This is a genomic window from Flavobacterium helocola (assembly GCF_038289885.1).
Lineage (GTDB): Bacteria > Bacteroidota > Bacteroidia > Flavobacteriales > Flavobacteriaceae > Flavobacterium > Flavobacterium cheniae.
Genome location: NZ_JBBYHT010000004.1, coordinates 234,891 through 249,772, shown reverse-complemented (window position 1 = coordinate 249,772; position 14,882 = coordinate 234,891). Strand labels below are relative to the sequence as shown.

Annotated in this window: 14 protein-coding genes; 9 read left to right on the top strand and 5 right to left on the bottom strand. The window is 32.2% G+C overall.

Annotated elements, in window-relative coordinates; translation table 11 throughout:
* Nucleotides 1-104: 104 nt before the first annotated feature.
* From AAEO58_RS09970 to AAEO58_RS09955, 4 genes are all read right to left on the bottom strand, one after another.
* A complete protein-coding gene (locus AAEO58_RS09970) occupies nt 105-1,298 on the bottom strand; it encodes a VapE domain-containing protein (protein WP_341683260.1) in 1,194 nt (397 codons plus the stop codon).
* Between the two features lie 128 nt (nt 1,299-1,426).
* A complete protein-coding gene (locus tag AAEO58_RS09965; protein ID WP_264369822.1) occupies nt 1,427-1,732 on the bottom strand; it encodes a DUF3853 family protein in 306 nt (101 codons plus the stop codon).
* Between the two features lie 216 nt (nt 1,733-1,948).
* Complete coding sequence (locus tag AAEO58_RS09960; protein ID WP_341683259.1) at nt 1,949-2,917, bottom strand: hypothetical protein; 969 nt, start codon at nt 2,915-2,917, stop codon at nt 1,949-1,951.
* A gap of 2 nt (nt 2,918-2,919) precedes the next feature.
* On the bottom strand, nt 2,920-4,206 hold the full coding sequence (locus AAEO58_RS09955; RefSeq protein WP_341683258.1) for a site-specific integrase: 1,287 nt from the start codon (nt 4,204-4,206) through the stop codon (nt 2,920-2,922).
* A gap of 437 nt (nt 4,207-4,643) precedes the next feature.
* Here AAEO58_RS09955 and AAEO58_RS09950 point away from each other — a divergent pair, with 437 nt between their 5' ends.
* The 9 genes from AAEO58_RS09950 to AAEO58_RS09910 all read left to right on the top strand — a co-directional run bounded on the left by AAEO58_RS09950 (nt 4,644) and on the right by AAEO58_RS09910 (nt 12,841).
* Complete coding sequence (locus tag AAEO58_RS09950) at nt 4,644-6,761, top strand: ribonucleoside triphosphate reductase (protein ID WP_341683257.1); 2,118 nt, start codon at nt 4,644-4,646, stop codon at nt 6,759-6,761.
* Nucleotides 6,742-6,906 carry an anaerobic ribonucleoside-triphosphate reductase gene (nrdD, locus tag AAEO58_RS09945; RefSeq protein ID WP_111567273.1) on the top strand — a complete coding sequence of 55 codons (165 nt, stop codon included), beginning with the start codon at nt 6,742-6,744 and terminating at the stop codon, nt 6,904-6,906. The genes AAEO58_RS09950 and nrdD overlap by 20 nt, the downstream gene beginning before the upstream one ends.
* Complete coding sequence (locus AAEO58_RS09940; protein WP_341683256.1) at nt 6,863-7,585, top strand: anaerobic ribonucleoside-triphosphate reductase activating protein; 723 nt, start codon at nt 6,863-6,865, stop codon at nt 7,583-7,585. The genes nrdD and AAEO58_RS09940 overlap by 44 nt, the downstream gene beginning before the upstream one ends.
* Before the next feature lie 33 nt (nt 7,586-7,618).
* Nucleotides 7,619-8,053, top strand: a complete 435-nt coding sequence (locus AAEO58_RS09935) for an RrF2 family transcriptional regulator (RefSeq protein ID WP_264549169.1) — start codon at nt 7,619-7,621, stop codon at nt 8,051-8,053.
* Nucleotides 8,054-8,089: 36 nt separating this feature from the next.
* Complete coding sequence (gene nadA / locus AAEO58_RS09930) at nt 8,090-9,025, top strand: quinolinate synthase NadA (protein WP_341683255.1); 936 nt, start codon at nt 8,090-8,092, stop codon at nt 9,023-9,025.
* A gap of 6 nt (nt 9,026-9,031) precedes the next feature.
* Nucleotides 9,032-10,555 (top strand): L-aspartate oxidase, encoded by a 1,524-nt coding sequence (gene nadB, locus AAEO58_RS09925; RefSeq protein WP_341683254.1) that lies wholly within the window; start codon nt 9,032-9,034, stop codon nt 10,553-10,555.
* Entirely contained in the window at nt 10,555-10,986 is a 432-nt protein-coding gene (locus AAEO58_RS09920) for a c-type cytochrome (RefSeq protein ID WP_341683253.1), read from the top strand. The genes nadB and AAEO58_RS09920 overlap by 1 nt, the downstream gene beginning before the upstream one ends.
* Nucleotides 10,983-12,308 (top strand): cbb3-type cytochrome c oxidase subunit I, encoded by a 1,326-nt coding sequence (locus tag AAEO58_RS09915; protein WP_341683252.1) that lies wholly within the window; start codon nt 10,983-10,985, stop codon nt 12,306-12,308. The genes AAEO58_RS09920 and AAEO58_RS09915 overlap by 4 nt, the downstream gene beginning before the upstream one ends.
* Before the next feature lie 95 nt (nt 12,309-12,403).
* A complete protein-coding gene (locus AAEO58_RS09910) occupies nt 12,404-12,841 on the top strand; it encodes an RrF2 family transcriptional regulator (RefSeq protein ID WP_264369705.1) in 438 nt (145 codons plus the stop codon).
* Between the two features lie 27 nt (nt 12,842-12,868).
* Here the strand turns inward: AAEO58_RS09910 and AAEO58_RS09905 are convergent, their stop codons facing one another.
* Nucleotides 12,869-14,854: a TonB-dependent receptor plug domain-containing protein gene (locus tag AAEO58_RS09905; protein WP_341683251.1), complete on the bottom strand. Its 1,986-nt coding sequence runs from the start codon at nt 14,852-14,854 to the stop codon at nt 12,869-12,871.
* Nucleotides 14,855-14,882 lie beyond the last annotated feature (28 nt).

The window sequence follows — 14,882 nt, the reverse complement described above, 5'->3', positions numbered from 1 at the left end:
TTTTTTAGGTAAGTATAGGTAGGTTAATTTATATATACTTACCTTAAAAAAAGTCATATTCTATAAGGGTTTAGGTAAGTAGGTAAGTTAGGTAAGTACATTTTTTAATTATTCATTATTTCAACTGGACTAATATTGAACTTTGGCTTTGCCAAGTAACCATATACTTGCTTTTGGGGATGTTTTATCCTAGAAAATTTGAAACCACTAAGTGCCTTACCAATTTTCTCTCTGCTCAGTTTTAATCCCAATGGAATTAGTTTTGTCATGATTTCAGTTGATGTATTGAAATAGATTAAATTCTCCGTTTTTTCGAAGTATTTAATTATCATTTCTTGCTCAATAGTGAGGCTGGTATATTTTTCATTTCTCTTTTCATTATCAATGATATCTTGCTGCGTTAATTCCGGCTCAAAATTCTTGTCATGATATGCTAAATAGTAAGCTTGTGACCAGACATCGTCCATGTCAATTTCTTTGGAGTAATTAAAATCGATTCTTCCGATAACATCAAAAATTATCCATCGAACCGATCCAGTTTCATCTGTAAGGAAATCGACCATATTTGTTGAACCAACGAATGAGCAAATACGAGGTAAATTTTCAGCTCTGCGTTCGTATGGAAGTCGTTCGTTAATGAAAACCTTACTGATTAGAGATTTTAAGTAGTTTACTTCAGTTTTTCCAATTACTGATAATTCCTCCAGGTTAATGATTAGGTTCTTGCACATCTTAACCCGAGAATCCTTGTCGGTTCCAATATCTTCAGCAATGTAATTAGACAGCTTTTTTGGAATGAATTTTTGAAAATATGTTGATTTTCCAGCGTGTTGGTCACCATTTGCAAGAACTAGGCAATGTTTGTTTATTTTATCTTTTTCAAAAGCACAAATAACTGCTCTCGCAAACCATTTTTTCAAATGATAGGCAAATGCTTCATCATCATTAGTTTTTACATAAGAAGCAAGCTTTTTGATGTAATCAACTTGATTATTCCATTTTGGCAACTCTAAAAAATATTCTTTGATGGGATCATATCGTTCAATAAGGTTCGACTTGATTAATATTTCGAGCTTATTGTAATTGGTTTCAATGTTATTCCTGGTTAACTCAATTAAGAGTGAATTAAGGTTTAACGACTCCCAATTATCATTTCCATTGATATTTATCTCATAATCTAAAGAAATGGTGTTGAACCGAATTCTATATTTAGAATTGATGTATTTGATAATTCTATCAAATATGGTATTTGATGCAATATCAGACTGATACAGCACGTTTTGTGATTTGTTTTTCATACAATAGAAGAATTATTGTATATTTGCAACGCAGATATACAAAGAGATTACAAAGTATAAGCACGATTGAACGGCGAATTCAATTGTGCTTTTGTTTTTTAAAGAAGTTTGATTTCAATAAGACCAAATTACTTTCTCCCACCCTTTTCAACTTTTGCAAGTTTCATGGCTAAATCGGCATCTACAATAATTTTTCTACCAATTTGAGTAATTGCAGCATCAATCTTTTTACTTTTTTTCAAACGATTTGCAGTTGGTTTACTACACCCAAACAATGTTGCAATTCCTTTTATACCGTAAACATATTTTTTTGATTGAGTATTTTGGTCTGTATTAATTGGTGTAATCTCGTTAGAGGTTTTATTATTGATAAATAAAAACTCTTCTGTAGTTAACTGAAAAAGTGGCTTTTTTAATAATTCTTGAATTTCCATAATAATAAACTGTTGTATTAAACAATAGCCTTGTACAGAGGCTTTCGATGTTCGAACAGTGTAAAACTAAATAGTAATTGAAGTGGTATGAAGGTGGTTTTTCAAAAATATTTTACTAATTAATCCTAATAAAATAACCACTTCCCATAGCTTGAGAAGTGGTTATTAAGTAATTTGTTGTCTTTAAGATTCTGTATGATATGATTTTCTTCTAAATCATTTAAATATATTGTCAATTTCTTTCACAAAGTCTTTTGAAGTTTCATCTGCATCATCACGAGTAATTTCCTTGTATTTTGATTTGTAAGTATCTAAGTTCAATCCTAATTTATTTAAGATTTCTATTCTCCAGGCTACCTTTCTTTTTGAATCAATTGTTTCATATAATTTATGAACTAAATAATACGCTTTATTTTTTTGATTTTTGATGATTTTTAATTTACCAAATGAATTTACCAAATTGAACTCATTATAGTAATCAATTTCACATGAAGACTCAAATACAATTTCATTACTAACCTCAAATATATTTCCAATAAGTGTCATGTTAAAATAATTACTTTTATTTTCATCAGCTTTTTGTAAATGCTTCTGTAAAGTATTCTTGTAATTATTACTTAACTCAAATATTTTTGAAAAAATGTTTTTATAGTATTTCTGAGTAAATTTAATTAATGCATCTTTTTTGTTGACCAATTCATGAAATTTTTCCATTTCGGGTAAATAAAGTGATTCAGTATATTCGTACTGCTTTCTGAAAACATCTATCTCTTCAGTAGTATATCCTTTATAAAAAGTCCCATCAAATGCTTTTTTAGCTAAAGTATATTCAATCTCATATTCTTTTTTAACTCTAGTTTGATATTCAATCTCAAAATCATAAATTTCATTATGTTTATTACAAATATTTTGAATATCGTAATTATCAAAAACAGACTTATTGTCTTTGTAAATAATTATATTTTCTTCAATTTCATTTAGAAATGAGTTCAGTATAACTTGGTAATTATTCGTTTCAGTTATGCTTGTCAATATAGTTTTATCAAACTCAATAATATTACAAAAATTATTGTAAAAATCTGTAACAAATTGGTGGTCTTCAAAAACAAAAAAATCATTATTAATGACTTTCTTAAAAATTTTATTTACCTCATTATATTGAGATATTAGGCTAATTAACTCCATACCTAAACGAGATTAAACTTTTTCATTTCATTAGCCTTTAACTCATTAATAACATCAATATAAGGTTTCATTGATTTATAATCTGAGTGTCCAGTCCACTTCATCACAATTTGAATGGGAATCCCAATGGAAAGTGCATAGCAAATAAATGTTCGTCTCCCTGCATGTGTACTCAAAAGTTCATATTTTGGTGTAACTGTGTCAATTCTTTTCGCTCCTATGTAGTAAGTTTCATGTATAGGTTCATCGAAACCCACAAGCTCAGCCAGTTCTTTAATGTAATCATTCATTTTTTGATTACTAATTACAGGAAGAGCGTTGTCATTTTTAAACGGCACATCTTTATATTTATTTAGAATTGCACTAGAATAATCATTTAAGTCAATAAATAAGCTATCACCGGTCTTAACAGTTGTGATTTCGATGTGATTGTTTTTAATATTACTTTTTTTTAAATTATATACGTCTGAATAACGAAGGGAACTATAACAACAAAAAATGAATACATCCCTAACTCTTTCTAAATATTTTTTTTGTTCGGGAATGACAAATTCCCGAAGGCTTTTTAATTCATCTGGTGTCAGAAAAATTACTTTTTTTGCAACAATTCTTATATTTGGCTTAAACTTTTCAAAAGCATTTAAACGATTATATCCTTTCTCATAAGCCCAACGAAGAAACCACTTAAGAAAGCCTAATTGCTTTAAAATTGAAGTATTTCTCATTTTCTTGATTTCACCAAGATATAATATATAATTATTCAATCCATTTTCATCAAAATACTCAAATGTTAAATCTGATTTAAAAGTAGATAAGTGAACCTTAACACTTTCAAACTTTTGCAAAGTAGATTTTGCCCAATTTTTTTGTCTACCATTCACATTCTTAAATTCATCATATGCAATTATAAAATCATTTTTAGATGATCTGATAGATTCATTAGACTTTGATTTATTTAATTCAACAAATTCTTTTTTTAATATTTCTACAGTAGGATTAATGTTTTTAGTTTCAAAAACTTTAAAAATATCTTGAATTTGAGTATAATACTTTTGAAGGTCGCTATTAATATCAGATGCATTTTGCTTTAATTTATTAATACATCCATTTTTTACTTTCTGTTTTTCAAAATCCCATTTAGCAACATCAATACGATAACCAGTTGAAAAATCAATCCTGTTATTAGAAAAAATAACTCTCATACGAATTGGAACATTATCAATAATAGGAATCCCATCTTTCTTTCTGTTCTCTAATGAGAAAATTATATTACGCTTAATATTTGCCATAATTGGGTGTGAAAAAGTTACACCCAAATTTACACCCAGTTTTTGAGTTATGCAATAATATTTTATGATATTTTAATTAATTATAAAAATCAATAACCTGTTAATTAACAGGTTATTGAGTGTTTTTGATTTTTTATGATACTATAGGTGTTAGAGTCTCCGACTCCACAGAAAACCCTGTAAAGCATTGATTTTACAGGGTTTTTTATTTTTCAATAATTGTCGTTCCATATTGATTGTTGTTCATTTTTTTTAATTGAATTGACTTGATTTTTAAAATTATTAATTCTAAAATTAAACATAAAACAAACCATCCCTAAACCAAAAACTTATCAACAAAATTAAGTTTTAATTTGTTGATTACTATTTATTCAAACAAGACTAAAAAGTCTTTTTAATATCTAAATTTGCTCCATACCACAATAAAATTCTGCAATATGGACAAATTTGTAATCAAACGAAACGGCACCTATTTACCCTTTGAACCTTTCAAAATAGAAGAAGCCATTACAAAAGCTTTTGCCAGTGTAAGCGAAACTTTAAACCTAAGAATTATTGAAACCGTGTTCCAATTGTTGACACATCAAGACACTTGGACAGTTGAAGATATTCAAGATAAAATTGAAAAAACACTTTACGAATATGGACATTATGAAGTAATGTGTTCTTTCATGTTGTTCCGTCATACTCGAAAACTTCAACGCGAACACGTATTAGGCTTGAATGATGACACCACTTATGTTGATAGCACCCAAACCATAGAAGAATACACTAACCAAACCGATTGGCGCATCAATGCCAACGCTAATACTTCTTATTCCAACGCAGGTTTAGTGAATAATGTCGCAGGAAAAATCATTGCGAATTATTGGTTAGACAAAGTCTATTCGAAAGAAGAAGGCTACGCACATCGTAATGGCGATATTCACATTCACGACTTAGATTGCTTAACTGGTTATTGTGCGGGTTGGAGTTTACGTGTTTTATTAAATGAAGGTTTTAACGGTGTTCGAGGCAGAGTAGAAAGCAGACCACCTAATCACTTTAGAGAAGCATTAGGGCAAATGGCCAATTTTTTAGGGATTTTACAAAGCGAATGGGCAGGAGCCCAAGCCTTCAGTTCGTTTGATACGTATTTGGCTCCTTATGTTTTCAAAGATAATTTATCGTACGAAGATGTTTTAAAAGCGATTCGAAGTTTCGTTTACAATTTAAATGTTCCCGCACGTTGGGGACAATCGCCATTTACGAATATTACTTTGGATTGGGTAGTTCCTGATGACTTAAAAGAGCAAATCCCAACACGAAACGAACAACATCTTTTCAAAGGAATCGCTTCAGAAGATTTTATAAAAAGAGTAAAAGAAAGAGGGGTTTCAGACATAACCGAAATGCGTTACGAACATTTTCAAAAGGAAATGAATCTCATCAACAAAGCCTATTATACGGTTATGACCGAAGGAGATGCGCATGGGCAACCCTTCACATTCCCTATTCCAACGGTTAACATTACCGAAGAATTTGATTGGTACGGAGAAAACACAGATATTCTTTTCGAAAATACAGCTAAAATTGGTTCGTCTTATTTCCAGAATTTCATAGGTAGTCAATATATGTATGATGAAAACGGCAATAAAATTGAAAATCCAAACGCCTACAAACCCAATGCCGTACGAAGCATGTGCTGCCGTTTACAACTCGATTTACGTGAATTACTAAAAAGAGGCAACGGTTTATTTGGAAGTGCCGAAATGACTGGAAGTATTGGTGTAGTAACAATCAACATGGCAAGATTAGGTTATCTAAACAAAGGCAATAAAGCCAAATTATATTCCGATTTAGATCGTTTGTTAGAAATTTCGAAAGCTACTTTAGAGAAAAAACGTGTTTTCATTCAGGAAATGTATGATAGAGGATTGTTTCCATATACTAAACGTTATTTGCCACATTTCAGAAATCACTTCTCCACAATTGGCGTAAACGGTATTAATGAAATGATTCAAAACTTCACCGATGGAAAAGAAGACATTGTTTCGGATTACGGAATGGCATTCGCAACCGAAATATTGGAACACATCCGAACCAAAATGAGAGCTTATCAAGAAGAAACAGGTAATTTATACAATTTAGAAGCTACTCCAGCAGAAGGTACAACCTATCGTTTTGCTAAGGAAGACAAGAAACGTTATGCCAACATCATTCAAGCAGGAGAAGGTGAAAATATTTACTATACCAATAGTTCACAATTGCCAGTAGATTATACAGAAGATCCGTTTGAAGCTTTGTTGTTGCAAGACAATTTACAATGTCAGTACACTGGCGGAACGGTCTTACACTTGTATATGAATGAAAAATTGAGTTCGGTAGAAGCGTGTCGCAATTTTGTTAAAAAAGTAATTACCAATTTCAAATTGCCTTACATCACGGTGACTCCTGTTTTTAGCGTTTGTCCGAAACACGGCTATTTAAATGGCGAACACGAATATTGTCCTAAATGCGATGAAGAATTATTAGCAACCTTAAAAACAACATCTTATGCAAACACAAACCACTGAAGCCTTGCTTCAACACAATGAAAAGAGAACCAAATGTTTGGTTTACACACGAGTAATGGGCTATCACAGACCCGTAGAAAGTTTTAATATTGGAAAAAAAGGTGAACACAAACAACGTACCCATTTTAGAGAATGTAAATCTTGATTTTCTAAACAAAAAAGCCATTCATAGTTTTACACCCTTCACCCTATTAGATTATCCTGATAAATCAGCTTGTATCTTGTGGTTTGCAGGGTGTAATATGAAATGTGATTATTGTTATAATCCAGAAATAGTTTTCGGGAAAGGCTTGTTTTACTTTTCCGAAATCTTTTCGTTTTTAAAAACCAGAAGAAATCTGTTAGATGCTGTTGTGTTTAGTGGTGGCGAATGTTTGATTCATAAAGACATTATACTCATCATCAAATTAGTAAAAAGTTTAGGTTTTTTAATTAAAGTGGATACCAATGGAAGTCAGCCTAAAGTACTTGAAAAACTAATTAAAGAAAAGCTTATTGATTATGTAGCTTTGGATTTCAAAGGCACCAAAGAGAAATTTTTTGCTATTACAAAATCGGATTTTTATTCACAATTCATTTCTTGCTTTGAATTGCTTCAGAAAAGTACGATTCCGTTTGAAATTCGTACTACGTATCATTCTTCTTTACTAAATCCTGAAGATATTGCTTCGATGCAAAACGTTTTAGTAGAATTAGGTTATGATAAAACCTATTTCATTCAAAACTTTAGAAACTATCAAAACACCATTGCACCACTCCCCGATTCGCAATCTATTTCGGAAAAGGATATAAATCAGAATATGACTAAAATCATAATTCGATGATTTAAAATGCCTAACTTTGTGTAAATTTTAAATATGTTTTCGAAAACCTGTGAATATGCCATACGAGCTACAATTTACATTGCCTCAGAATCGTCTGCAGGCAAACGTTGTGGTATTCGGGATATTGCTAGAAAAATTGAATCGCCAGAACCTTTTACAGCTAAAATATTACAGCGTTTAGTAAAAGCCGACATCATAAAATCGATTAAAGGAAATGGTGGTGGATTTGAAATTGAAAAAGCACAATTGAAACAAATAAAATTAGACCAGCTGGTAAAAGCTATCGACGGAAATGACTTATTTGACCGATGCAGTTTAGGACTTCACGATTGTTCCGACAAACAACCTTGTCCATTTCATCATAAATATAAACCATTACGTGAAAATTTGAAGAAAACTCTTAGAGAGACTTCCCTTTTGGATTTGATAAGTGAATTCAATACTGGAGAGACTTTCCTTAAGCTTTAAAAAATTTGTTTATATAAAAGATAAAAACATCCTTTAATGAAAACAATTACGGATTTAAAAGAAAAAATTCTTGCTCTAAAGAAAGAAAAAAATGCAGTTATTCTCGCCCATTATTATCAAGAAGAAGCCATTCAAGAAATAGCGGATTTTGTAGGTGATAGCTTGGAATTGTCTCGAAAAGCATCACAAGTGGATGCTGATATTATTGTTTTTGCAGGAGTGTATTTCATGGCAGAAACCGCTAAAATTGTCAATCCTAATAAAAAAGTAATCGTTCCTGATGTAAAAGCAGGTTGTTCGCTTGCCGATGGATGTACACACGATGAATTTAAAGCCTTTTTAGAAAAATATCCAAATCATACCGTTGTAACATACATCAATTGCACAGCCGAAGTGAAAACTTTAACCGATATAGTTTGTACTTCTTCGAATGCTAAAAAAGTGATTGCTTCCATTCCAGAAGACCAACCCATTGTGTTTGCTCCTGATAAAAATTTAGGTAAGTATTTAATTGCTGAAACTGGTCGTGATATGGTTTTATGGGGAGGTTCTTGCATTGTTCACGAAGCATTCTCTTTAGAAAAATTAATCGACTTATATAAAAAACATCCAACCGCTACCATCATTGCTCATCCTGAATCGGAAACGCATATTTTAAAAGTAGCACACTACATTGGTTCGACATCAGGCATGTTGAATCATGTGAAAAACAGTACAAACGACACTTTTATCGTAGCCACAGAAGCCGGAATTTTACACCAAATGCAATTGGATAATCCAACCAAAACATTAATTCCAGCGCCTTCAAAAGAAGACAATACGTGTGCGTGCAGTGAGTGTGCGTTTATGAAAGTCAACACCTTAGAAAAACTCTATCAATGTTTACAAGATGAAAATCCAGAAGTACATTTGGATAACGAAATCATCGAAAAAGCTTTACTTCCTATTCAAAGAATGTTAGCGCTAAACTAAAACATCATGCAAAATTTAGAAACAGATATATTAATAGTAGGCACAGGATTAGCAGGATTATCTCTAGCGAAATATCTCAGTGAACAAAATCCAAACCTACAAATCACCTTACTTAGCAAAACTTCCATTGACGAGTGCAATACCTATTACGCTCAAGGCGGAATTGCCGTAGTACACGACTTTATCAAAGACAGTTACCAACAACATATTCAAGACACCTTACTTGCAGGAAAAGGCATTTGCGATAAAAAAGTAGTCGAACATGTGATTACAGAAGCTCCTGCCCGATTGCAAGAATTGATTCAATGGGGCGTGGAATTAGATAAGAATAATTCAGGCGAATTGGATTTAGGATTAGAAGGCGGCCATTCTCAAAATCGTATTGTACATCACAAAGACAAAACAGGATTAGAAATTGAAACCAAGTTGATTCAAGTCGTTCAAAATTTGGCGAATGTTACCATAAGAACTTCTTTTTTTGCCACAGATGTTTTGCTAGATAATCAAAAATGCATCGGAATCATTGGATTTGATGAAAAAAGTGAAGTGACTTCCATCGTAGCAAAAGCAACCATTTTAGCAACTGGTGGTTCAGGACAAGTGTTTGGGGTTACTTCTAATCCATTTGTTTCTACAGGAGATGGCGTGGCGATGGCGTATCGAGCAGGTGCTAAGTTGGAAAAAATGAAATACTTTCAATTCCATCCCACAGCGCTTTACGAACCCAATAAAAGTCAGGCTTTCTTAATTACCGAAGCGATTCGAGGATTTGGAGCTCATATTTTAAATCATGAAATGGAGCGTTTTGTTTTCGAATATCATCCTGATGGTGAATTAGCAACTCGAGATATTGTTTCGAAAGCCATTTCTGACGAAATGAAGAAAGAACATTCTAAACACGTTTGGCTCGATGTAAGACATTTACCGATAGAAACTTTCAAAACGAAATTTCCAAAGGTTTATAATTATTGTTTTGAAAATGGTATTGATGTTTCCAAAGATTTAATTCCGATAACTCCAGCTGCGCATTATCAATGTGGCGGAATTGTGGTGGATGAAACGGGAGCTACTTCTATCAAACAATTGTTTGCAATCGGAGAATGTTCTCACACCGGACTTCATGGTGCGAATCGATTGGCATCCAATTCATTATTAGAAGCGATTGTTTATGCGCATGATTTAGCTAAAAATCTTGAAGCTACTATTGACGACGTTAAAAACAGTAAAGCTATAATAACTCCTATTCGCTATAAAAATATTCATCATGATGAAATCTTACAATTTAGAAATCAACTACAACATTTCATGAAATATGATTCATTATATGAAAATATCAAAAACACCGAAAAAGTATTTGAAATGGTAACCGAGATGAGCAAACGCTTAAAAAAGAAATTCAAAAATTATAATTCACATCCGTTTTTGTGTGAAACTTATAATTTGATTCAAACGGCTGAAATAATTTTAAAAGATAGTTTACCCAAAAGATACCGAGCAAAATCTGTTAAAAAAGAAAAAACTATTTCGTAATGCTGAACCTATTTGCCCATCCAAAACGCATTTTTTTTGTGCTCTTCGTTTGTTTCATAGCGTTTAGCGTTTGGATTTATACTATTCCGCTTTTTAGTCCAAGTCAATATTCTGAAAAAGAACTTCATTTAGTAGCCGAAGGACGATTGGTTTGGCAGAAATACAACTGTCATACGTGTCATCAATTGTATGGTTTAGGCGGTTATTTGGGTCCCGATTTAACGAATGTATATTCCAGAAGTGGCAATAACGAATATTACATTAGAGCAATAGTAAAATCAGGTGTTAAGCAAATGCCAGCCTTTAAAATATCGGAAGAGGAAATGAACGCGCTTTTGCAATTTTTAAAAAATGTAGATCAATCGGGAACTTCAAATCCGCAGGATTATCAGCCTGAAATACTAGGAACTTTTAGCTTAGAAAAGAAATGAAAAATATTGGAATTTGGCTCATCAGAATCGCCTTGTTATTATTGTTAGCAGGACTTTTTTTTGGACATTTAGCTTCCGAAAGCTACAGAATAACCGAACCAAAATCGGGTGTAATGGGATTTTTATCGCTTCGACCACTTCATGTGAGTAGTGCCTATTTAGGCATCATAACAGCGGGCTTAGGTTTTTTAACTTTAATCATTCAGAAAAAAAGAACTTCACAGTTTGGTACCTTTCTACAATACATTCATTTTACGCTTTGGATAATTGCTTTAACTGGGATTTTCTACAGTTACTTTACAGGTGATTTTGGAGGAAGAGAATATTGGGAATTCAATCCAGTGTGGGCTTTACCTATTTTTATCTCTTTCATTGTCTTCTTGGTGTTCTATATTCATCAAATTGGATTTAAAGTAAAATGGCCTGTATATTATTGGATGTGGCTAACCGGATTGGTATTCTTTATTTTTACTTTCATTGAAAATTATTTGTGGATTTTTCCTTATTTCAGAAAGCATTTTATTGCCGATATGACCATTCAGTGGAAAGTAAATGGTTCGCTCGTGGGTGCTATAAATCAAATCATTTATGGTGTTGCATTTTACTTGATGGAAAAAATTAGTGGGGACGAAAAATCGTCCTACCAAAAACTATCATTTGCGATGTATTTTTTAGGAATGTTTAATTTGATGTTCAATTGGGGACATCATATTTACTTGCTTCCAACCGAAAAATTCATTCATTACATTGCCTATGCCGTGAGTATGACCGAATGGATTATCTTGATTCGCATTTTTTATAAATGGAGCAAACAAATTAAAGAAAATAAGCAATTTTATTATTTCTTCCCATACCGCTTTTTAATGGCCGCTGATTATTGGGTAACCATTAACTTAACACTTGCGCTATTTATGTCAATTCCCGCGATTAACTTGTTCACACACGGAACACACATTACAGTGGCTCATGCGATGGGAACCACCATTGGAATTAACACCATGATTATCATTGCTGCTGCCTTTTATTTCATAAAACCTACTTTTAATAACAGTAAATGGAAACAATTTGGTACCATTACCTTTTGGGTAGTACAAGGTACACTCTTCCTTTTTCTGAGTTCATTGATTGGGATGGGAATTCATCGTGCGATATGGCAAGCCGGTTTAGCTAATGAAAGCTTTAACAAAATGAGTAGTTCTAGTGGAAATTGGGTATTGCTATTCATTATATTTGGAACGATTTTATTTTTAAGTATGGGAACTTTTATCGTGTATTTGTTTGTCAAATCTTGGAAAAAAAACAAATTCGATTTTCCTTATTAAAGAATATTTAATTGAAAAAGTGATGATAAAAATCATCCTATTAATACTAATTACATTGTATATTTGGCACTTAATTTTATAATTAACAACCGATTATGTTTTCAAAATCATGTAATTATGCTATAAAAGCTACCATATTTATTGCCAAACATTCTTTAGAAGAAAAAAAAGTAGGTTTTGTTGATATCTCTAAAGAAATTGATTCACCACAAGCTTTTACGGCCAAAATTCTACAAATATTGGTTAAAGCTGGAATCATTGATTCTGTTAAAGGTGTTAATGGCGGATTTTATATTCCAAAAAAACGGATTGCTACAACTTTTTTAGTTGAAATTGTTAACGCAATTGATGGTGATGCTGTTTTTCATGGTTGTGGATTAGGTTTATCACAATGTTCAGAAACGCATCCTTGTCCAGTACATGATAAATTTAAAAGTATAAGAAATGAACTGGCTCACATGTTAGAAACCACTAATTTAGAAGAATTAGCTTTAGGCATCAAATCAGGGGAAACTTTCTTGAAATCGCTATAAAACCAATTCTTCTAATTTGTAGTATTTTTAAAACTGAAACATCAAATTTATAAAGATATTTCGTCCCATTCTTGGAAGATTTTTCCAATCGGTGTAGGTAGTATAATTGGAATCGAAAACGTTTTCAACACCTGTGTTGAGTACTAATTTAGCTTTATCAAAAGTAAATTTGTAACCAAAGTTAGTGTTCAATATCACATAATCAGGCGTTTTGTCTTCTCCATAAAAAGTATTGTATTCGGTTTGTGTGGCATTCCCTTTTAAAATTATTTCAGAGGTAAATTTTCCTGGTCTAAATCCTAAAGAAGTCATGTAGTTAAACGGACTCATAAAAGGCAATCCTTTGCTTTCATTGTCCTTTCCTAAGTTATACACCAATTGTCCTTTCCAAATCCAATCATCTGAAAATTGATAACTAACTGTAAAATCGGAAGAAAAAATAGTAGCAAAATCTAAAGCGGTATATACTTTAATTCCATTGGCACCAATAGTCATAGGCGCTACCGAAGCATCCGGAATTCCGATGATATAATCGTAAATATGAAAATAGGAAGCCGAAATTTTAGTTTGCCATTGTGCTTTTTTGTAGCCAATAGTCGCATTTCCTTCTAACGATTTTTCATTTTTTAAATTTGGATTCCCAATATAATCAAATCCGTCAAAACTATTGAACAGATAAAACCCATAACCTTCCGAAACCGATGGAGCGCGTTCGCCATACCCCATTCCAAAACCATACGAAATCCCGTCTTTGTTATAGAAATAATTAGTCGAAATACTTTTTAGGAATCGAGAATTTGAAGCTTCCATTTCAGGATAGAAAATCTGTAAACTTTGTAAGCCAAAATCACTTGCTACATTGTTATTATGAAATCCCAAATTCGCAGTTAATTTCAAATTAGAATGGCAATTGATTTCGTAATTATCTTCCAAATAAATTCCAGAATACAACGTACGAACATCAGGCCAAGTGAACATAAACATTAAGTTTTCGTTTGGATCGGATGGATACATCGTCATTTCGGCAACGGAACGATTATAAAACGAATTCAAATTGCCTAAAAATTGATGTTTTTTATATTTTCCATTGATTTTTGAATAAAAACCATAGGTATCACTCCAACCTGGCATGTCCATGTGAATAGGGACATCAGGACGTTTGGTGTCGTCCATGGTGTGCGTAATTGTATTGAAATAGAGTTTGGTTTCCCAATATTCGATTTGCTCCAAATTAGGTTTGTAATTGAATTTTACCGAAGTAATTAAAGCTTCCGCCAAAGAAACATCCATTGGTAATGCAGGATAACCAACATCGGTAGCTCTATCAAAAATTACAGAAGCTTCAATGTTTTTATTAGGAGCCAATCGATAACCTGAAGTAGCCGATAAATTCAATTTTCTGAACTGTGAAAAATGAATTTCTTTATCATTTCCTGCTTTATAATTTTCGGCATCGCGATACATTACATCAGTATCTACATAAAACAAACTATCGGCAAAATTGATTGCTGAACCAATGATTTTTTGACGATTATTCGTTTCATAACCTGAGTTGACGAAGAATTCCCAACCTGAATTGGTAAATTGGCGTTGGCTTCTTTTTAAATCTATTGAACCACCAATCGTATTTCCATGACAACTTCCTTGTTGTCCTGATGAAATCGTAGCTTCTGATAAATTAGATACTTCAACATACGAAGTTACTGGGTCCATTTTATCAGTACAGGCGCCAAAAATTCGCATTCCGTCAATAGTTATGACAGTGCGTTCGGATGCCATACCATTAATAATAGGTTCCCAAGCATAAGCACCTCTTTTAATTAAATCTACTTTGGTTGATTTTTGCAAAAATTCGTCTAAAGTAGCGAGTGTTTTTCCTTGTTTTTCATGCAATGGTGCTTTTGTTCCCACCACCAAAACTTCTTTAAGTTCTTTGGTTTTTAGAGATTCTACTTCCTGACTGAATGAAAAATAAAAGGAAAATAACAGAAAAAATACTACTAATTTTTTCATGATAAGTATTTTTTAAAAAAAGGTCATT

Bases quoted from the DNA above. Each gene is read 5' to 3' on its own strand.
- AAEO58_RS09905 (WP_341683251.1), bottom strand. From the start codon at position 14,854: ATGAAAAAATTAGTAGTATTTTTTCTGTTATTTTCCTTTTATTTTTCA.
- AAEO58_RS09910 (WP_264369705.1), top strand. From the start codon at position 12,404: ATGTTTTCAAAATCATGTAATTATGCTATAAAAGCTACCATATTTATT.
- nadB (WP_341683254.1), top strand. From the start codon at position 9,032: ATGCAAAATTTAGAAACAGATATATTAATAGTAGGCACAGGATTAGCA.
- AAEO58_RS09955 (WP_341683258.1), bottom strand. From the start codon at position 4,206: ATGGCAAATATTAAGCGTAATATAATTTTCTCATTAGAGAACAGAAAG.
- AAEO58_RS09915 (WP_341683252.1), top strand. From the start codon at position 10,983: ATGAAAAATATTGGAATTTGGCTCATCAGAATCGCCTTGTTATTATTG.
- AAEO58_RS09965 (WP_264369822.1), bottom strand. From the start codon at position 1,732: ATGGAAATTCAAGAATTATTAAAAAAGCCACTTTTTCAGTTAACTACA.
- AAEO58_RS09935 (WP_264549169.1), top strand. From the start codon at position 7,619: ATGTTTTCGAAAACCTGTGAATATGCCATACGAGCTACAATTTACATT.
- nrdD (WP_111567273.1), top strand. From the start codon at position 6,742: ATGCAAACACAAACCACTGAAGCCTTGCTTCAACACAATGAAAAGAGA.
- AAEO58_RS09920 (WP_341683253.1), top strand. From the start codon at position 10,555: ATGCTGAACCTATTTGCCCATCCAAAACGCATTTTTTTTGTGCTCTTC.
- nadA (WP_341683255.1), top strand. From the start codon at position 8,090: ATGAAAACAATTACGGATTTAAAAGAAAAAATTCTTGCTCTAAAGAAA.
- AAEO58_RS09970 (WP_341683260.1), bottom strand. From the start codon at position 1,298: ATGAAAAACAAATCACAAAACGTGCTGTATCAGTCTGATATTGCATCA.
- AAEO58_RS09950 (WP_341683257.1), top strand. From the start codon at position 4,644: ATGGACAAATTTGTAATCAAACGAAACGGCACCTATTTACCCTTTGAA.
- AAEO58_RS09960 (WP_341683259.1), bottom strand. From the start codon at position 2,917: ATGGAGTTAATTAGCCTAATATCTCAATATAATGAGGTAAATAAAATT.